Genomic DNA, 20,692 nt, shown 5'->3' with positions numbered 1-20,692 from the left:
TTTTTACCCTTCTCTCCGTCTCTTTAATAAAATCAGCGCAAATGCAGGCGCCCCGATAAGTGAGGTGATCACCCCGATCGGCAGTTCCGATGGGGCAATGATCGTTCGTGCCACAAAATCCGCCAATATTAAGAATCCGCTTCCTACCAACAATGACAAAGGAAGCAGATGTTTATGGTCAGGCCCCCAAATCTTTCGGACAAAATGAGGAATGACCAATCCTACAAAGCCAATCGCCCCTGAAACGGCAACGGCTGCCCCTGTCAATGTCGAACCGGCTATCAAGATCCACATTTTCCGCCGCTTAACATTCACACCTAAGTGCTTTGCCCGGTCTTCCCCGAAAGTCATCGCATTCAATTCACTAGTATTCATGATCAAAATCAATGATCCAATGATAAAAAAGGGCAAAATGATTGCAATGTAATTCCAACCTCGCATTGAAACGCTTCCCATCAGCCAGCCGATGATTTGTCTTAATTCATCACCCGTCAGCGCAATCATCAATGAAATGAAGGCACTTAAAAATGAGCTGAAAATGATTCCCGTTAAAATGATCGTTTCCACTTTCATCGATCGATCCATTTTTTTTGCGAAAGTAAGTACGCAAAGCATCGTGAGCACTGAGCATAAGATACTCAATGCCGGAAGAGTATATAAACCGATGAACGGCAGTGAAATATTCAAGAATATTGTCAATACGGCGCCTACCGATGCTCCTGATGAAATACCCAATGTGTAAGGATCAGCGAGCGGGTTCCGGAGCAGTCCCTGAAAAGCCGCACCCGCAATCGCAAGTGATGCCCCGACCAAACCCGCAAGCAATACACGCGGCAGGCGGATGTTCATCACGATATTCGTAAGCATCACATCCGGATCAGCAGAAATCGGCAAATGGAAAATCTCCTTGCCGATTATTTGTATAAGTACGGGAATCGGTACTGGCACCGAACCAAAGGAAATGCCTATCGTCATCGCGAATAACAAAATGAACAACGCAATCAAATAAGCAAACGCCCATTTAGTTGTCAAATTGGTTCGGATAGACTGATTTGGCAAGTTCCTCTACTCCCTCTATTAAACGTGGACCGGAACGGGTCACCAAGTCTGAATGGACATCAAAGACTTGGCCATTCTTAACGGCATTTACGTCTTGCCATCCCTTTCGGCCCGTCACTTCACTAACTGGATCTTTCGTATAATAACCATACGTTGTAATGATGACATCCGGATTTGCAGCAATCATCGACTCTTCATCAATTTTTGCCCATCCGTCCAATTCTGCAGCAGCATTATCCGCTGAAATAATGTTAAGCATCTCATTCATGAAAGTATTTTTTCCAGGTGTGTATATTTCCGGTGAAGGCGAAACTTCCACTAAAACGGTCTTCCTATCCTCTTCCTTTACGGATTTGGCCTTTTCCTGGATATCCTTGAGCTTCGTTTTCATATCCGTAACGATTTCTTTTGCCTTATCCTGTTCACCCGTTGCCTGTCCAATCATTTCAATAGACTTATAGACTTGGTCAAAGCTTTGTGCATCATTCACTACAAGGACATCTATTCCAGCATCCTTAAGCTGCTGTAAACCCTCATTCGAATTATGGGCACTTGATGCATGCGCAAGAACAAGATCAGGCTTCATGGAGACAATCAGCTCCGTGTTCATTTCCATTCCGCCAACTTTTTCAATTTCTTTCGTTTCTTCCGGGTAATTATCATTGTCGGAAACACCAACGACCTTTTTTCCCAATCCAAGTGCAAAGACCACTTCCGTATTACTTGGTATCAACGAAACAATTTTCTTCGGTTTTTGTTCTATCGTCACTTTTTCCCCAGTTGCATCTTTAATCGTAATCGGAAAAGCTTCGTGTTGAGCATGATTCGTTTGCTGCTTTTCTTTTCCTTCATCAGCAGCGTCACTGCAGCCAACCATCAATCCTGCAGTAAGCAACATCAACAGTATCAGACCAAAAATTTTCTTCATTTTCATTCCCCACAATCTTTTCATTTAATTTCTTCCCACCTGTAATTAAGAAAACGCATTGTTGGAAGATGCCCCCAAAACAAAAAGCACCTCCCGTTAAACGGAAGGTGCTTGCATGGCAACAATATCATTACGGACTCTTTCTTAGGGTCTGCCACACACCTTCCCATCCGCGTAGGTTACAGGTGTACGAATTCTGGCAGGTCTCCTGGCTCATGGTCATCGTCAACGGCACCTTCCCATATCTCATACAGTGGTACACAGCCGTCAGCTCCCATATACAGTGGCGGGACCGCGTTGGCATTTCACCAACTTCCCTTTTAAGTCATTAAGACACCAAATCGTTCATATGTATATAATTTTCACTGCCTTCATTATACACCATGTAAGAATCGATTATTATATGATTTTTCTGAACAAGTTCGAAATGACCCGTCCATCTTCAATGATTAGAAGCATTTTCTATCAGCGACGCGAACCCACCGACTGATAATCCGGGTGAAATCCGAACTCGATGCAGGGCATGCATCCCTTGGTCCCTTGAAGCTCCCCCAGGTTCGGTGGTGACTGCCATCTTGTATCCCGCTTCTTCTGACAGCGCTAGACTCTCTTCATTATACCGGCCAACAGGATAGGAAAGCACTGTCGTGTCCTGTTTGAGGATACGATCGAACAGATCCTTTGACTGGACCATTTCAGCTTCTTGCTGTACTGCCGTCATGCGGTTCAGCTCCAAATGGTTGATCGTATGGCTTTCGATCGAAATCCCATTCCTGCTCATCACCAACATTTGATCTTCAGTCAGGTGATGACCTTTATCAATGGACTTACCGATCATGAAGACAGTTGCTTTCATATCATTTTCTTTTAATATCGGAAAAGCCTCCGTGTAGTTATCTGTATAGCCATCATCAAAAGTAAGCCAGACACACTTCTCACTTGGCATCCGATTCTCGGTTAAAACGAGGTATGCTTCTTCAGGCGATAATGTATAGTAACCATTCTCCCGAAGCCAAGCCATCTGTGCTCGGAATTCCTCAATTGGAACCCGAAGTCCATTCCCTTCAGAAATGCTGTGATACATCAAGATTGGAAGCCTGACCGCGGACTTGGCCATTATCCAGTCTCCCGTATCGATCTGGCCATCCAAATCCTGACCAGTCTCAGTCTCATTCTCGGCCGCTTCGACCACTTCAATGTCATCTTCCGCAATCGGTGCAGCCGTTTTTATGCCTATACCCTCTACAATCCCTTGTGAACATCCAGGTAAAATTAAAATTCCCACCAATGCCACCATCCATAAAACTCTATATCTTTTCACTATCATTCCCCTAATTTTTTCTAGTATAATAGTATCAGAATACTATTCGATAATAAAGTATTCCATTTAAAGAATTAATAGGAAAACAAAAGAGCATAGTGCCCTGCTGAGCATTTATGAAGATTTTTTTCATAAGTATGTGCTATAAGCTTGAAAAGTTTGCCTATAAGAAATATAATAAATAAGTCGTCGACTTAAATATATGTCCCAGTAGCTCAGCAGGATAGAGCGACAGCCTCCTAAGCTGTAGGTCGTAGGTTCGATTCCTATCTGGGACGCTAAAGTTTATAAGCCCTGTTATAATGCGGATTCTCCGTGTTATAGCAGGGTTTTTTCTGTAATTTATGTGGAGGTCAGACAAAGTTAACCACTACTTCATCAATCCCTATAGATATAAAAAAATCCAAGCCCTGTAAAACACAGAACTCAGATTTTTATTATATTTAGACTTCAAATAAATTCCAATTAGCTATACTTACTTTTCAATTAAACCTATCTCATTGATTTTTTCTTCAAAAACAGGTCCGAAACTTTCAGAATAAGTATTCGTTAAATGCCTATTGTCACGGTAAATTATAACATTACCTATAATGGGCTGGAATTTACCGTTTACCTTGAAGTAATCTGTTAAGTCAATTTTATGCAAGGATTTATTCTCTTTTTCAAATTGTCTCCAAAAGCTTTCGTCTTTCTGATTATCTGCTGAATTCATTTTTTTTGTAGTTTCTTCTAGTCCATCTGTTTCTAATGATTCCAGTACGTTAAAACTATATCTTGGATCATCACGAATCGCTAACACTTCAATACCATATTCATCTTTAACATACTGCAGCTGATCGACCATTTGTTGTTGTATTTTATTATTAGGCGAATCAGAAGCTGTGGCGTGAGAAATGACAAGATCTACATCTGCATCCTTTAGATAATCGAGAACATTATTGACCCAGATACCTTTCAAATCATCATCCGCATAACCTGTTGAAAAACGTGTACCTGAACGAGTTATATTCAATACACGATAATTATCATCTTTTGTTGCTTCTAAAATGGCACCTAACCAATGCTCTGAATGGGAACTGCCGATCAGGGCAATTGTAGCATCGTAATTTTCAGTTTTGCCATATTCCCCAATTTTCAAGTCACTTTCCTTTAACCCTTGGTTACTGCCGTCCAAATGCGCTTTTGGTAAATCATCAAAGACTTTAGAATATGACGGAATTGGTTCTTGATCAGGTATATCGTCAGGGTTTTTTACAGCTAACGCTCCTGGATAATTTTTATCGTTTATATTATTTTCCAACCTATTTTTATCTATATATACTCCAATTAAAAGAGATGCAATCAAGAGTACATTCACACTGCCCATTAACCCGATTCTCTTGAATGAGAATTTATTGTCCTTTGAGCTTCGGATTGGTTCTTCTATAAATCGAGTCATTAAAAACGAAAGGGCAATTGATGAAATGATAATAAGAGTTCCAACGATGAACCCTGGAGTTTCCTGGACATTATAACGGTAGAACTCCAATAATACCCAATGCCACAAATAGATTCCAAAGGCTATTCCACCTAGCTTCACCATTACCGGGGAACCTAAAAAGCGTTTGACACCATATTTCGTATCGCGTGTACCAGACAAAACAATGAATAATGCGCAGGTCATTGGCCATAAGGCAATATACCCTGGAAACATTTCAGATACATTGAAGACTATTCCAGTTAAAATTAATCCGATTAATCCGAGCCAGCCTATCACTGTAGCAATATATTTATTTACCTTGATTAATGATAAATTGATACAGAGCAAACTGCCTAAAGCAAATTCCCACACACGTGTCATCGTAATGAAATAAGCCCATGGCTGATTGACAGAGGTTAAATATATGGAATATATAAAAGAAGAAACAAATAATATGACTAAAATAGTATTGATTAATGTTTTAACTTTAGTTAATTTATATTTTTTTATTAAAAATAAAATTAAAGTGAATACCAAAAACCAGATGATATAAAATTGTCCTTGTATGGACAAAGCCCAAAAGTGTTCAACAGGCGTTTTCATTTGGCTGGAATCTAAATAATCCGTGCTCGAAAATGCCAACTGCCAGTTTTGGTAGAAAAACATGGAGGCAAATACTTCATGTATAGTTTTATCTAAAATTGATTTAGGTAATAAAAACCAACTTAAAACGAGAACAATTGCAAGAATAAAAAATACAGAAGGAAGTAATCTTTTCATTAACTTTGTGACATATGGCAGAAAACGATATTCCCCTGTTCGATTAATTGTGGAAACGATTGAAGTGGTAATAAGAAAACCTGAAATTACAAAGAATACATCAACCCCGCCGGAAACACGATTTAACCATATATGATATACCGCTACCAGCAGTGCCGCAACAACGCGTAACCCTTCGATCTCGGGTCTGAATTTACTCTCAATATTAATTAATGGTTGTTTCATTTGATTCTATCTCCTACTTTTTCGTCATGCATACAATTTAAAATTATATCACTTTACAATAATGATTTGTCAATATAGTAGAAAAGGTTCTTTAAAGTTCGGAGCTTCTTCCAACTTATCAACCAGGACACTTACAGAAAATGTATGTTACCTGGATACGAAGCCCCCTCGCTTTTCCATTCATTGAAATAGAACGTTACTTTATAAAAAAGGTCAGTCCACCATGGACCAACGAAAACGTGGGCATGCTCCAACAGACCGGGTTTATTAAACTGTCAAATTCAAGAAAATCCTCGCAAAAAAAACGAACAATACAATTCACACTGTTTGATTGTAAAAGGAGGTTTGTTTTATTACATGGATTTCTCGATAAAATCATGTTTTTTTAAAAATATATGTTTTAACCTGTCCCATCCGGGTATAAAAATACTGTAAGACATTCTCACCAAAGGAGATGATGTGCATGATGAGTACAATCAGAAGCCAATGGAACAAAGAGAATGACGCAGCGGTGTTTAGTCCCGGTGATCAGCGTAAGAGTCAATGGAAGCGTTAGATGATAATCAGTATGGGAATTACTAGTCTTCTCATCCAAAGGAGGAGGATACGATCATGAGTATTTACAGCCTATGGAATCCAGAGAATGATGAAGCAATTTTCAGTCCGGGTGATCAGAAACCATTCAGTACACTCACACGAGTAGATTCGGATAAACACACACACACTGACAAAACACTTGAATATGAATTACATGGCACCGTACTGAATGAAGTTTAACAGAAGCAGATATATGGAAAGGGATGGAGCACTCGCTCCATCCCTTTCTGCCGTCATTTTCATTTATAAGGATTTTGCCATTTCAAATAACCCCATAAAAAAGAGCCCTTTCACCACGGAGCTAAAGGTGAAGGTCTCTTTTCTTTTATTTATCGAATTTCAGTTTTGCTAAGGCATCCGCCAAGGCAGTATTGATCGGCTCTTCTTTATTTTGCTTTTTCATATAATTGGAGACTTCATTTTTGGATACTTTTTGATTTTTATTTTGCCCTCTTCGTTTATTGTAAGAAGAAAGTTTTTCGTGAAAACCGCACTTACAAGTGAATGTCTGTGCTTCTCCTTGACCGCGCATTTCCATCTTTTTGTGACATTGTGGGCATCTGGCATTTGTTACACGTGAAACACCTTTTTTGTGGCCACATTCTCGATCTTGGCAGACAAGCATTTTTCCCTTTTTACTATTCACTTCAAGCATCAGCTTGCCGCAATCAGGACATTTCGTTCCTGACACGTTATCATGCTTGAACTTTTGGTCACTATTTTTGATTTCATGGACGATATTTTTGGCGTAGGCGCGCATATCGCCGATGAAAGCCTGTTTTGGCAGCTTCCCTTTTGCAATCGCGGTTAGCTTCTGCTCCCATTGAGCTGTCAAAGCTGGAGATCGCAGATCTTCAGGTGCCAATTGAAGAAGTTGTTTTCCTTTCGAGGTAACATGAAGGCCCTTTCCCCTCTTCTCAATCAGGAAACTATTGAACAGCTTTTCAATAACGTCAGCACGCGTTGCAACAGTTCCGATCCCGCCAGTTTCACCCAAGGTCTTGATGAGCTCTTTGCTTTCCCCTGCCATGAAACGAGCAGGATTCTCCATTGCCGAAAGAAGCGACCCTTCATTGAATGGTTCCGGCGGTTTCGTTTCACCCTCTGTTTGTTTCACGGTCGAAATGGTTAAATTGTCACTTTTTTGAACGTTCGGAAGCAGTTGCTCTGCAAGGCCATCTTTAGCTTCTTCCTCATCGAATTGGTGATCATAAACTTCCTTCCAACCTGACTTCAGGACGACCTTCCCTTTTGCCATGAACGTCTCCTGCCCCATTTTTGCGGTGATGGTCGTTTGTTCATATTCAAAAGGCGGCATCAATACAGCAAGGAACCTTTTCACGACCAAATCATAGATTTTCGATTCTTTGTCGCTCAGTTTTCCCGGCAGCGGTGTTTGCTCAGTAGGGATGATTGCATGGTGATCGGAAACCTTGCTATCATCCACGAACGATTTATTGACCTTAATCGGGCTGCGCAGGATCCTCGATGCATACTGGGCATATGGCTTAATGCTTACAGCCTGTAATCTTTCTTTTAGCGTATCAACCAAATCCGTTGATAAAAAGCGTGAATCCGTCCTTGGATAAGTCAGGACTTTATGGCTTTCATATAAGCGCTGCATGATCGATAGCGTCTCTTTCGCCGAATAGCCGAATTTCTTATTGGCGTCCCGTTGAAGTTCAGTTAAATCATATAAAGAAGGGGCAAAACTTTTCTTATGGGACTTGTTAACTTCAACGACTTCTGCACTTTTCCCCTTCACGGCTGCAAGAACCTTTTCTGCCTTGTTTTTATCGAATGTACGGATATCTTTTGAATGGGCATCTTGCCAAACCAGGCGCAAATTAGCTTCTGCCATTGCGGTTACGCCATAATATTTCCTAGGCTGGAATTGTTTTATTTCCTCTTCTTTTTTTGCGATCATCGCAAGTGTCGGCGTTTGGACCCTCCCGCAGGATAACTGGGCATTGTGCTTGGTCGTCAGGGCACGCGTGGCGTTCATCCCAACGATCCAGTCCGCTTCCGCCCTTGCTACAGCAGAGGCAAATAGGTTTTCATACTCCTTGCCATCCTTCAGGTTTTTAAATCCATCTTTGATCGCCTTATCCGTTACAGAGGAAATCCAAAGCCGTTTGACGGGCTTCTTCACATTCGCTTTTTCGAGAATCCAGCGTGCAACAAGTTCCCCTTCACGACCTGCATCCGTTGCAATGATGACATCCTTGACATCCTTGCGGTTCAATTGTGTTTTAACCGATTGAAATTGTTTGCCTGATTGCTTGATGACGACCAATTTCAAAGTAGGCGGCAACATGGGCAGGTCCTCAAGGCGCCACGTTTTATATTTTTCATCATAAGATTCCGGATCTGCATGGGTGACCAAATGACCTAGTGCCCAAGTGACGATATACTGTTCGCCTTCAAAAAAGCCATTACCCTTTTCCCCGCAATTCAGCACTTTAGCTATATCTCTTCCGACCGAAGGTTTCTCGGCCAGTACGACTGTTTTACTCATAATAACATCCTTTCGCTTTTAAACTGATTCCTCTATTATCTCATATAATTTATGACAGGGCGATAATGCACAGCATGGCATTGATAAACAGATCGAACAGGGCTCCCCGCACCCACATATATGTAAATTAATAGATTAGATAGCAATCCCGTGCAGATTTTAGTATGATGAAACGTAGGGATTTTTTCAAATTAATTGGGAGGTTCAATATAAAATGAGCTTACTTTCTATAGATAAATTAGCACACAGCTTTGGCGACCGTACCTTATTCAAGGATGTATCCTTCCGCCTGATGGCCGGTGAACATGTAGGCCTGGTAGGGGCGAATGGTGTCGGGAAGTCAACGATGATGAATATCATTACAGGACAACTCATCCATGATGATGGCCGGGTGGAATGGACACCTGGTGTCGAATATGGCTATCTTGATCAACATACGATACTTTCTAAAGGTAAATCCATTCGCGATGTCTTAAGGGATGCATACTTACCTTTATTCGAGCAGGAAAAGGCACTGAATGAAGTTACGGAAAAAATGGGTACGGCCACTCCCGAAGAACTGGAAGAACTCTTGGAACAAATGGGTGAAATCCAGGACAAGCTGGAAGCCGGCGGTTTTTACAATCTCGATATTAAAATTGAAGAAGCGGCACGCGGTTTAGGTTTGGATGCAATCGGGTTGGACCGTGATGTCTCTGCCCTAAGCGGCGGACAACGGACAAAGGTATTATTGGCGAAGTTACTATTGGAACAACCGCAAGTCCTGCTGCTCGACGAGCCAACCAACTACTTGGATGTGGAGCATATCCGCTGGCTGAGCAGCTACTTAAAGGAATATCCACATGCATTTCTATTGATTTCGCATGATACCGAGTTCATGAACGGCGTCGTCGACGTCATCTTCCATCTTGAATTTTCTAAACTGACCCGTTACACGGCAACTTATGAAAAATTCCTTGAGCTGGCAGAATTGAATAAAAACCAACATATTAACGCTTATGAAAAACAGCGCGAATTCATTAAAAAGCAGGAAGATTTCATTGCAAAAAATAAAGCGCGCTATTCAACGACCGGCCGGGCAAAGAGCCGTCAAAAGCAATTGAATCGCATGGAACGCATCGATCGTCCAGAAACTGCAATGAAACCTACCTTCGACTTTAAAGAATCACGTGCGAGCAGCCGTTATGTCTTTGAAGGTGAAGATCTGGAAATCGGATATGACCGCCCATTGCTTCCAAAGCTATCCATGACCATCGAACGGGGAGAAAAAATTGCCGTGGTCGGCTGTAACGGGGTTGGTAAATCCACTCTTTTAAAAACGATTTTGGGTAAAATTGATCCTCTAGGCGGTAAAAGATCACTTGGGGACTTCCTTTTTTCTTCTTATTTTGAACAGGAAGTGAAAGCAGGCGATACGACGCCGATCGATGAAGTATGGAATGCATTCCCGCATCTGGACCAACCGCAAGTACGTGCAATCCTTGCCCGTGTCGGTTTGAAAAACGAGCATATTACACGTCCGATGAGCCATTTAAGCGGTGGGGAACAAGCAAAAGTGCGCCTATGTAAACTCATGCTTACCGAAAGCAATTGGCTGTTATTCGATGAACCGACCAACCATTTGGATGTCGTTGCAAAAGAAGAACTGAAACGTGCAATGAAAGAGTATAAAGGAACGATTGTCCTCGTATGCCATGAACCTGAATTCTATGAAGATTGGGTAACCAAGGTATGGGATGTAGAGGAATGGTCGGCCCAAAATTAATTTTTCAGGGGATGTCGCAGAAGCGGCATCCCCTTTATTATGAAATAAATAAAAAGCTGACTGAAAAGTCTCCTTCAGTCAGCTTTCATTTCCTCAATATGCAGCTTAAACTCGTTCCGCCACCAAGGTAAATGTTTTCGGAAGCCCAATATCATGGATTTTATGATTCGGTTCTTCCTCGAGCACTTTAATAACAAGCCCTGATTGACCTATTGACGTTATCAGTTCCCCGATTGTCCATTTACGCTGAACAACTCTTGAAAGGCTCCCTTTTTCCTCATCCGGCATATGCTTCGAAAAAGCGACCTCATTGTTTTCGATTGCCGGGTCGAAATAGTTGCCTGTTATTTTATGTTTTTTACCATTTGAAGTAATGAGCTTTGTGGAAATCGGGTGAAATTCATGCAGGACGAATCGGCCTCCAGGTTTCAGCATCTTTTTAATTTTTTCAAATAAAGGCTGCAGATCTATTAAGTAGTGAAGTACACCGAGCTCCATTAAAACCAAATCCTGATTCCCTGATTCATGCTCGGATGATAATGAAAGGACATCCGAAACGATATACTCGATGGAGACATTGGCCCCACTGGCCAGCTCATTTGCAAACATTGCATTTTCCTGGGAAAAGTCAACTACTTTCACTTCAGCTCCCAATATGGCGAGGGCAACTGCTTTAACACCGTTCGATCCCATCAAATGAGTGATTTTTTTACCGGATGTTCCTCCCATATATTTATAAAAAGGGTGCAGTCTCCATTTTGGGTTTTGCTTGATTTTCGATGCCAATTCAACGGGATCTCCATAACGATTGACCAGCGCTAAATAATTATTCTGGTTCCACGCCTGTTCATTTTCCGCTGTGAACCCCTTCTGCTCGGCAGATAAGTAAGCATGGATCTCGGAACTGCACTTTCTCATTTCTTCGTCGTATAGATAACTGTATAACGACCTGCACCAAACCTCCATATCCCCCATCTTGATGGATAAACGATAAGGGTCCGTTTTAATGGTCGTGTTAAACCGGCAGCGCACAGCGGCAGAAATCCCCTCGACATCCATTAGAAAGGAGGCAGTCTCAGGGCTTCTTTCAAGCTTTGTTGGTGCGTATTCGGAAAAAAGATCTACTGCCTCATTAAAGACATCCCATTGTACATCAATATTGATTTTCTTATACTCACCGATGTCCACTCCTTGCACGAACAGAGCGGATCGACCTGTATATTGGTATGGGATGTTAGCTTGATCCAACATGTTCGCCATTAATGTGATTGAATGATAATAACTTGCCTTCATATGAACCTCCTAAACATCAAAAGAACATGACACTTATTCTTCTATAGCAAATTTCAAACCGGTGCTCGTAATAGCAATCAGTTCTTCATCATGGCGGTCTATGCCATAAACGAGTAATGTAACGAGCATATATATCGCTCTGAACCGGGCTAAACTCTCTGTTTCCTTTTCGATTTCACCATAGATATCAAAAAAAACCTTGCGCACCTCTTTGGGGAAATAACTGTATAAAAAGGAGAAATCAATGGCTGGATTCCCGACATGAACATCTCCCCAATCAATGATACCCGCGAGAACGCCTTCGTCATCAAGTAAAACGTTCCGGATATGAATGTCTCCGTGAACGAGTGAAACTGGATGCTGAACATCCCATTCACCCAAGGTTTCAACAAAATCCTTAACCGCATGCGCCTGTTCAAAGAATCCTAGCTTTAATAGATTCGAGACACTTTCCATTAGCGATTTCTTACGATAGGATACGTCAAGCCTCATCATTCCATCAGGCTGCACACCTAAACGCATAGCCTTTTCCACAGGGAAACTGTGAAGAGCCTTCAAAAAATGGGCAAACCTTTTTGCCGATTCGGCCTTATTCGCCACTGATCCTTCTACAGGCAAGTGTCCCTTTACCATTTTATAACCGGTAAAAGGATACGGATACAGTGTACTTGGTTTCCCAAAAAAGATCGGTTCAGGGATAGCAAGCGGAAAAGTGCCTGCAATGGAAGGCAAAAGCTGGTTTTCCACCTGAATCAACGTAACTGCAATAGGGCGGCGGGGAAAACGGAATACAAATTGCCCATTGATTTGTATGACCGTGTTATCGAAACCCTCCCCAAGTTGCTTGATCTCTTTCAACTCGATTTCCGGAAACTGCATCATGATCAATTTCCCCGCTAGCTCCAGCGAAACCGGATATTCTGCCAACCAAGGCTTTTCCACTCCCGTCTCCCCCTTTTACCGGTTTCTCCCTCTATTTGGGCTGCTGCCAGATCCACCTCTAAGATTACTTGGCCCTTGTCTACGGCTGTCTCTTTGATCTCCTCGTGGATTGTCACGCCTTGGACCACGGCTGTCTTCCGACCGGCCACCCCGCGGATTCTCTCGCTTTGGTCCTCGGCTGTTTTCCATCCGGCCTCCCCGTGTATCCTCACGTCTAGGTCCTCGGCCGTTTTCCACCCGGCCTCCCCGTGTATCCTCACGTCTAGGTCCTCGGCCGTTTTCCACCCGGCCTCCCCGTGTATCCTCACGCTTTGGTCCGCGGCCGTTTTCCATCCGTCCTCCCCGTGGTTTCTCCCTCTCGATTTCACGATTGTCCGCTTGATTTGCAGAACGGTGACTGCCTCGATTCGGTCCTCTCGTATCTATCCGTTCCCGGTGTTTCCTTCCCCCTCCCGAACGCGGGCGGCGGGTACCTTCATCAGAAGAGTCTTCATAGCGTTTCCTCTTTTGCCTCACCTCATCGGGTTGGAACATTTTCACTCCTTCAATCGTCCTTCTTTCAATTTTCATGGAGATCCCTTTTTCAATCTCGCTTAAAAGCTGTAAATCCTTCGTTGCTATGAAAGTTACAGCCAAGCCATTCTCACCCGCTCGGCCTGTCCGGCCAATTCGGTGGATGTAACTTTCTGCATCCTCGGGAACATCGTAATTAAAAACATGTGTCACACCTTCCACATCGAGTCCTCGTGCAGCAACGTCCGTTGCCACTAAATATTGAAGCTTTGCGTCTCTGAAGTTTTTCATGACACGTTCCCGCTTTGCCTGTGAAAGGTCACCATGAAGCTCTTCAGAGTTGAATCCAGCTGCCTTCAAGGCATCATTCAATACCGAAACGCGACGTTTTGTACGGCAAAATATGATCGCAAGGTATGGTTGTTCTTCTTTGATCATGTTGATTAATGATGACTGTTTGGCACGATCGGTAGTCTCGATGACAAGCTGCCTGATTTTCTCGACCGTTACTTGCTCGGCCTTCACCGCGGCAGTTAATGGTTTAGTCATATAGCGTTTAGCCAATTGATGCACCTGTTCAGGCATCGTCGCTGAAAAGAGCAACGTTTGGCGTTCCTCTGGAAGCTGTCCCATGATTTCTTCGACCTCTGGTAAGAAACCAATATGTAGCATTTGATCAGCTTCGTCCAGCACGAGTGTTCCAGTTTGTGATAGATCGATGGTGCCTCTTCGTAAATGATCTAAGAGCCTGCCTGGCGTGGCGACCACCACGGAGATGTTTCTTGTCAGCTTTTTCATTTGCTGCTCGACATCCTGTCCGCCATATACTGCAAGCACTTGGAGTCCTTCTAATTCATTAGCGAATTTCTTCAATTCGGCAGTGATTTGCAAAGCCAATTCCCTGGTTGGCGTGACGATCAGGGATTGTATATGGGATGCGGCGGGATCTACTTTTTCCAGGATTGGCAGCAAAAATGCCAAAGTCTTCCCCGTCCCCGTTTGGGCCTTCGCAATGACATCCCTTCCAGCAAGGATATCTGGTATCGATTTCTCCTGGATCGGGGTAGGGGCGGTTATTCCTATTTGCTTTAATATCATGTTAATCGCCGGGCTGACGCCAAGGTCGATGAATTTTGTCATGTATGGGCCTACTTTCTGAATTTCTTCAATTAATTGACTGATAAATCCACTGAAATGGTAACAGCTTCCTTCACTTAATGTCATATTCCTTAGTCTAAGCTAATTGTTAGTATATCATTATCTATTTTCGAGAAAACCTGTACCTTAAAATTTTTCATGCTATTGTACTTTAGTTGTTTTTCTAATATAATTTATAAGATTATCCAATCGAGCTACTTACTTTAAATTAAAGGGTAAGCATCTCATCCTTGTAGTTTTTTGCAAGGATTTTTTGTATATAAAAAAGGAGTGACCGCATGTTTAAATTAAAAGAACGGAATTCAAATATTAGGACGGAAGTACTTGCGGGGCTTACAACCTTTTTAACTCTTGCTTATATCATCGTTGTAAACCCAATGATCCTTTCTGATGCCGGCGTTCCATTTGACCAGGCATTCACGGCAACCATAATCGCTATAATAATCGGTACCCTAAGCATGGCCCTATTAGCCAATTACCCTATTGTCATAGCACCCGCAATGGGATTGAATGCTTATTTTGCATACTCGGTATTGGGAACCCATGATATTTCATACACAGTTGCCTTCTCTGCAGTCTTTGTTACCGGTATCATCTTTATCCTTTTATCCCTGACCTCTTTCCGCTCAAAATTGATCGAGGCCATCCCAAATAACTTGAAGCATGCAATCAGTGCCGGAATCGGTCTTTTCATCACCTTCATCGGACTTCGCTTGTCAGGTGTCGTAACACAGCATGAATCCAACCTGGTTACCCTCGGAAGCTTCAGGGATCCTAATGTGGCGCTTACATTGGTTGGTTTGGTCATAACGATCGTGCTGATCGTTCGCAATGTGCAGGGAGCAATATTCATCGGAATGATCGTGACTGCCATAATCGCTTTCTTTACAGGACAATTGGAAATTAACGGTTTAGTTTCCACCCCTTCATTACCTGAAGGGATTATTGTCGCCAATCCAATCACATCCATCGCCGATGTCATTAACTACGGCCTTTATGGCGTCGTCTTCTCCATTTTGCTTGTAATGCTTTTCGATACGACCGGTGCTTTATTAGGCATAGTCCGGCAAGCTGGATTGCTGAAGGATAATAAGCTTGAAAAATCCGGCAGTGCCTTCTTTGCGGATTCCATCGGCACTACTGTCGGCGCCATGTTCGGTACAAGCCCGACCGCTGCCTCAGTTGAATCATCAGCTGGTGTAGGAGCGGGCGGCAAGACAGGTTTAACCGCGTTGGTTGTAGCCATCCTTTTCTTAATGACCGCCTTCTTCAGCCCACTGATAGGAGCTGTTTCAAATGTAGCGGCAATCACGGCACCTAGCTTGATCATCGTCGGAAGCATGATGATTAAAAGCATTAATGAAATTGACTGGACACACTTTGATGAATCATTCCCAGCCTTTTTGGTCATTGTAGCCATGCCTTTAACATCAAGCATCGCCAACGGGATAGCACTCGGATTCATCTCCTATCCCATTTTAAAAATGGCAAGGGGCAAATTCCGGGAAGTGCATCCGTTCGTGTACATGTTTGCCGTTTTATTCCTTTACCAACTTATTTTCCTGGCTTGATCATTTTAAGAGGGATCCATTGTGGTTCCTCTTTTTTTATAACTCCTGCAAAGAAAAAGGAGGATATCCGACTTATCGTCGGATATCCTCCTACATGTTCACTGGTTCATTTGATCAAGGAAATCACCCAGGAGATCGTCAAGATTTTCTTCTTCCGGTTCCGATTCTTCCTCATGTTGTGCGGGTTGATCCAAATTCCAATCAAAGTCATCCAGATCTTTCTTAGGTAATTCCTTGACCTCCTCCACTACCTTTTCTTCAGGCTCGGCCTGCACATACAGTTCCTCGTTCAGTTCATTATTGTTCAAAGAGGCAAGCAGGGCCGTAGCGCGTAAAGGATCGGATAAAAGGTGGTACATAATCGTTCCAAGCATAGCTTCTGAGTGGGAATGCTTGAGCCAATCACGCTGAGATTTGCTTAGTTTGTTCGGCATGGGCAGGACAATCATTTCCCGATCCTGATGGGAGGATTGCCCGACTCCATCGAGAACATACTCGGCAATTTTACTGGAAAAATTCCGTCTTTCCGTTTCCTTCAATTTCTGCAGCTGTCTTAACGTATAATCTGATACATCCGAAGGGATACGAAAAGTGATGGCTTGTCCTCTTTTAAGTTCAGAAGAAGCTGTTTTTTTCATTCTCTCACCTATTTAATGGAGCCCGTTCTTTGTTCTTTCTTCTTTTGCTGTGACTGATTCTGGTCCTTTGCATTCCGGCGGCGATTAAAATCCGAAATCAATTTATAATAGGCGTTTGCCATCATCCAAACGCTTTCCCGCTCATCTTCGAAAAAGTCTATATTGTAGCCATCGAAATTTTGATTCAATGTTTTCAAGTAATCTTTCAGGACAATCGATCCCCCGCCTACAAAATAGCAAATTTCCGTCTGGGAATTTTTTTGCCATACGTTGCGCAGGTGACGATATTGCTTTTTGGCCAGTTCACCTAAAATGCGGTCGACGATATCATGGACGCTTGTCCTGCTTCCGCGAACCATAATATGATTGCGATCATTTTTCTTCGTGATGATTTCAACGACGTCGCGCCTGCTATCCAGCTCTACACCATGTTTCTTCCTGATTTCTTCACGGATCGATTCAAGGGCTTCAGCTACTCCCAAATTAAATCCTTGTGCCTTGTCATCGTCAACTTTACGATTTTTAATGACAGCGATATCCGTCGATAATCCACCGATATCCTGGATGAGTATCCTTCTATCTATTAATTCACGGTTAATGATATTCAAATCTTTATCCATGACCAAATTTATGTATGCAGCAAAGCCCTCTGGATAGACTTTCACTTCATCAAATTTTATATTAACCTTCATGCCTTGGTATTTAGGAGTAATTAAAAATTCCACCTGGTGGACTGAGCCAAGTAATTTCGAGCGGTATCCGACGTCTTTCCCTTCTTTGACCTCCCGAAGCGGCAACCCTGTTCCAAGCGTATAGTTGGCTTCCACAACGTTATTCACTTTTTTGAATGTATCGTTGTCCCCCAACTTTGCAGCGTCTAATGCAAGAGCCGCAAAAAGCATGACTAATGTTTGATCTTCTTCCGATTTACTGCTTCCTAAATCCAATTCGGTAGGATTATCACTTTTTGTCGCCAAGTTCCCAACGCGATAAATCGCATTATTGTCTTGCAGAGCCGGTGAATGGACCCTAATATGAATCCCTTCCAATGGGTTTTTTTCATCAAGTTCCTCAATCCCGATGACCGGACGGTCTTCTATGTCTTTTGCAATGACATTCGGTATATAAAGTTCAGACTCTAGCTTTCCAAAAATAGCCTTGATAGCATCATTTCCTACGTCTACTGCTGCGATTCTAGAACTCATCTAAAAACATCCCCTTTTTATAGAAAAAAATTTTAAGTGAAGCATACCCTTTAAGGATAGAAAAAGTTTCCCCCATAGTCAATCCTTCATAAGTTGTAGCTATATTTGTCGAATTGTTTTCAAATTGTTTACAATAGGAATAAGTATGTATACACCATATATATAGCCATGTGTACGGGTTTGTAAACATGAATACCTTTTTGTGTACATCACATCTATTTTTGTTTACATGTATACACTTTTGTAAGCAACCAAATAATGTATTTCCTTACTCTTTCTTCTTACAAAAATTAGCGGATTTGGGTATGTTAATAAATGGACGATCCACTAATGAATAGAGGTATTCAAATGACTGAAAAAAATACAGATACTTCACAAATTCAGGAACACTATTGTCGCAAAGCATTAAATTCCCTTCATTTTTTAAACTAGATACAGATATAACCACTGACAACTTATTTGCAGGAGCGGGATTACAGGGATTACTCAGCTAAACAAGGGATTAAAGTTACACTGATAGAGGCTGGCGAACTTCTTAACGGATCAACGGGACACCCACAGCATGGCCTGATTTACGATTTGTTTGTTCACTAAAACATGATGAAGGAAAAGCCAAAATATATTATGTAGCCAAGGCAGAAGGAATGGTCTTATCAAAGATTTGATGGAGGAACATTCCATTGAAAGTAATTTGACTGAAATGGATACCTATATTCACACAAATACTGATGAATATAAAAGTAAAATCCCAAAAGAACAAAAGCTAATCGAAACTAGCCATTCGCGGGGATTATACAGAAGAAAATCCCTTTCTCCATTCCTTGTAAATCTTCCATTAACCAAGCGCAGTTTCACCCCTTTAAAATATTTAACGGCCTCCTCTCCACGATTCTGGAAGCTGGAAAATTTCCCTAGTCAATGCTTCATTAATAGTAGCTATAACTTTCGAATAATTTACAATAGGAACAAATGTGCATTAGCCTGATATATAGCCATGTGTACGTATTTGTAAACATGTATACTTATTTGTGTACATTACATCTACTTTTGTTTACATGTATACGTTTTTGTAAACAAACCAAATAATGTATTTTTTTCACTCTTTCTTCTTACAAAAATAAGCGTATAAATGGGGAAATTGGGTATGGTAATAAATGGACAATTGACTAATGAACTGTATGGAGGTATTCAAATGACTGAAAAAAATACAGACCTTCCCCGGTTTCCGGAACCCTATTGGCGCAGTGCGTTAACTTTCCCATCTTTTTCTAAACTAGAAACGGATATAAGCACTGATGTTTTAATAGTAGGCGGCGGAATAACTGGAATCACTTCTGCTTATCTACTAGCCAAACAAGGTGTTAAAGTCACACTGATTGATGCAGGCGAAATCCTAACTGGAACGACAGGACACACTACAGCAAAAATCACGGCCCAGCATGGCTTGATTTATGACCAATTGATAACTGATCATGGAGAAGAGAAGGCCAAACTTTATTATGAAGCCAATGCAGAAGGAATGAAGCTAATTAAAGACTTGGTAGAAGAACATTCCATTGAATGTAATTTGACTGCACAGGATGCCTATGTCTACGCAAATACAGATGAATATAAAATTAAAATTCAAAATGAACTGAAAGCCTATCAAAAGCTCGGCATTCGTGGGGATTATGCAGAGAGTATCCCATTCTCCATCCCTTCTAAAGCTGCGGTGATCATGAAAGATCAAGCACAGTTTCACCCGTTAAAATATTTAACGGCCCTCATTTCGACCATTCTCGAAAGTGGAGGGGAAATTTATGAACGGACAACGGCAATGAAGATTGAAGACGGCGATCCACCAACCGTTCAAACCGATAATGGACATACAATCAAAAGCAATCAGGTAATCGTTGCCTCCCACTTCCCTTTTAATGATGAAAAGGGCTTATACTTTGCCCGTGTCCATGTAGATAGGTCCTATGTGCTTGGAATCAGGACTGAACAGGAATATCCCGGTGGAATGTATTACAGTGCAGACAGCCCTACCCGCTCCCTTCGCTATACGGAATTGGACAATGGGGAAAAACTTATACTAGTCGGCGGCGATGGTCATAAAACAGGCCAGGGAGTCTCGATGATCGAGCATTATGAAGCACTGAAGGACTTCAGTTCCCAATATTTCGATGTGAAGGACATTCCCTACCGCTGGTCGGCACAAGATATTGTGACACCGGATAATATCCCCTTCGTCGGACCAGTGACATCCAATAATCCAAACGTTTTGATAGCTACCGGCTATGCGAAATGGGGAATGACGAATGGTTCGATTGCAGCCAAGATCTTAACTGACCGGGTTTTGCAAAGGGATAACCGCTATGCGGACTTGTATAACCCAGCCCGGTTAAAAGGCATGAAGAATATAGTCCAAGATAATGCTGATGTAGCGAAGCATTTGATCAAAAGCAAATTGGCCGTCATTCATAAAACGCCTGAAGACATAGGAATTGATGAAGGAGCAATCGTGAAGGTGAATGGAGACAAGGCCGGATGTTACCGTGATCATGATGGCCATCTACATATTGTCGATTCCACATGTACGCACATGGGGTGTGAAGTTGCCTGGAATAGCGGCGACCGTACTTGGGATTGCCCATGTCATGGCTCCCGCTACTCCATCGCTGGTGAAGTATTGAATGGCCCTGCTGTTGAACCTTTGAAAAAAATACGCTGATGGTCAC

Annotated in this window: 14 protein-coding genes, 1 tRNA gene and 1 riboswitch; of the genes, 5 read left to right on the top strand and 10 right to left on the bottom strand. The window is 42.2% G+C overall.

The features are described 5' to 3' along the window. Positions 1–3: 3 nt before the first annotated feature. The 3 genes from ACFRAK_RS00365 to ACFRAK_RS00355 form a co-directional block, all read right to left on the bottom strand. On the bottom strand, positions 4–1,059 hold the full coding sequence (locus ACFRAK_RS00365; protein WP_076368413.1) for a FecCD family ABC transporter permease: 1,056 nt from the start codon (positions 1,057–1,059) through the stop codon (positions 4–6). Beyond that, positions 1,022–1,987 (bottom strand): ABC transporter substrate-binding protein, encoded by a 966-nt coding sequence (locus ACFRAK_RS00360; protein WP_483878276.1) that lies wholly within the window; start codon positions 1,985–1,987, stop codon positions 1,022–1,024. Before ACFRAK_RS00360 ends, ACFRAK_RS00365 begins: the two co-directional genes overlap by 38 nt. Before the next feature lie 181 nt (positions 1,988–2,168). Beyond that, positions 2,169–2,343, bottom strand: a riboswitch (cobalamin riboswitch). Between the two features lie 86 nt (positions 2,344–2,429). After that, on the bottom strand, positions 2,430–3,284 hold the full coding sequence (locus ACFRAK_RS00355) for a polysaccharide deacetylase family protein (protein ID WP_394571232.1): 855 nt from the start codon (positions 3,282–3,284) through the stop codon (positions 2,430–2,432). 228 nt (positions 3,285–3,512) lie between these two features. Between ACFRAK_RS00355 and ACFRAK_RS00350 the strand changes: the two genes are divergently transcribed. Then, a tRNA-Arg gene (locus ACFRAK_RS00350) sits at positions 3,513–3,586 on the top strand. A 197-nt stretch (positions 3,587–3,783) separates the two neighbouring features. On the opposite strand, the gene ACFRAK_RS00345 is transcribed toward ACFRAK_RS00350, so the two are convergent. Beyond that, positions 3,784–5,772, bottom strand: coding sequence for an acyltransferase family protein (locus ACFRAK_RS00345; RefSeq protein WP_394571141.1), 1,989 nt, complete (start codon positions 5,770–5,772; stop codon positions 3,784–3,786). 612 nt (positions 5,773–6,384) lie between these two features. On the opposite strand from ACFRAK_RS00345, the gene ACFRAK_RS00340 reads away from it, so the two are divergent. Continuing rightward, positions 6,385–6,549, top strand: coding sequence for a hypothetical protein (locus tag ACFRAK_RS00340; protein ID WP_260285827.1), 165 nt, complete (start codon positions 6,385–6,387; stop codon positions 6,547–6,549). Positions 6,550–6,694: 145 nt separating this feature from the next. Here ACFRAK_RS00340 and ACFRAK_RS00335 read toward each other — a convergent pair whose 3' ends face one another. Further along, the gene (locus ACFRAK_RS00335) at positions 6,695–8,887 is read right to left on the bottom strand and encodes a DNA topoisomerase III (protein ID WP_394571140.1); all 2,193 of its coding nucleotides are present in this window, start codon (positions 8,885–8,887) and stop codon (positions 6,695–6,697) included. Between the two features lie 214 nt (positions 8,888–9,101). Between ACFRAK_RS00335 and ACFRAK_RS00330 the strand changes: the two genes are divergently transcribed. Next, positions 9,102–10,652 carry an ABC-F family ATP-binding cassette domain-containing protein gene (locus tag ACFRAK_RS00330; protein WP_260285825.1) on the top strand — a complete coding sequence of 517 codons (1,551 nt, stop codon included), beginning with the start codon at positions 9,102–9,104 and terminating at the stop codon, positions 10,650–10,652. A 105-nt stretch (positions 10,653–10,757) separates the two neighbouring features. Here the strand turns inward: ACFRAK_RS00330 and ACFRAK_RS00325 are convergent, their stop codons facing one another. From ACFRAK_RS00325 to ACFRAK_RS00315, 3 genes are read right to left on the bottom strand one after another with little or no spacing between them, the layout of a single operon-like run. After that, positions 10,758–11,945 (bottom strand): class I SAM-dependent methyltransferase, encoded by a 1,188-nt coding sequence (locus ACFRAK_RS00325; protein ID WP_394571138.1) that lies wholly within the window; start codon positions 11,943–11,945, stop codon positions 10,758–10,760. A gap of 33 nt (positions 11,946–11,978) precedes the next feature. Then, entirely contained in the window at positions 11,979–12,887 is a 909-nt protein-coding gene (locus tag ACFRAK_RS00320; RefSeq protein WP_387705613.1) for a phosphotransferase, read from the bottom strand. 15 nt (positions 12,888–12,902) lie between these two features. Beyond that, entirely contained in the window at positions 12,903–14,540 is a 1,638-nt protein-coding gene (locus ACFRAK_RS00315; protein ID WP_394571137.1) for a DEAD/DEAH box helicase, read from the bottom strand. 296 nt (positions 14,541–14,836) lie between these two features. Here ACFRAK_RS00315 and ACFRAK_RS00310 point away from each other — a divergent pair, with 296 nt between their 5' ends. Continuing rightward, the gene (locus ACFRAK_RS00310) at positions 14,837–16,129 is read left to right on the top strand and encodes an NCS2 family permease (RefSeq protein WP_387601518.1); all 1,293 of its coding nucleotides are present in this window, start codon (positions 14,837–14,839) and stop codon (positions 16,127–16,129) included. Positions 16,130–16,227: 98 nt separating this feature from the next. On the opposite strand, the gene ACFRAK_RS00305 is transcribed toward ACFRAK_RS00310, so the two are convergent. Together ACFRAK_RS00305 and ACFRAK_RS00300 are read right to left on the bottom strand one after the other, a co-directional pair. After that, positions 16,228–16,767: a hypothetical protein gene (locus tag ACFRAK_RS00305; protein ID WP_387601521.1), complete on the bottom strand. Its 540-nt coding sequence runs from the start codon at positions 16,765–16,767 to the stop codon at positions 16,228–16,230. 8 nt (positions 16,768–16,775) lie between these two features. After that, entirely contained in the window at positions 16,776–17,972 is a 1,197-nt protein-coding gene (locus ACFRAK_RS00300; RefSeq protein WP_387601524.1) for an Alp7A family actin-like protein, read from the bottom strand. A 1,192-nt stretch (positions 17,973–19,164) separates the two neighbouring features. Here ACFRAK_RS00300 and ACFRAK_RS00295 point away from each other — a divergent pair. After that, positions 19,165–20,685, top strand: coding sequence for an FAD-dependent oxidoreductase (locus ACFRAK_RS00295; RefSeq protein WP_387601526.1), 1,521 nt, complete (start codon positions 19,165–19,167; stop codon positions 20,683–20,685). Positions 20,686–20,692: the final 7 nt, after the last annotated feature.

The organism is Peribacillus sp. NPDC056705, from assembly GCF_043656335.1.
Note: the sequence above shows the minus strand (reverse complement) of the source record. Positions and strands in the feature narration are given on the sequence as shown.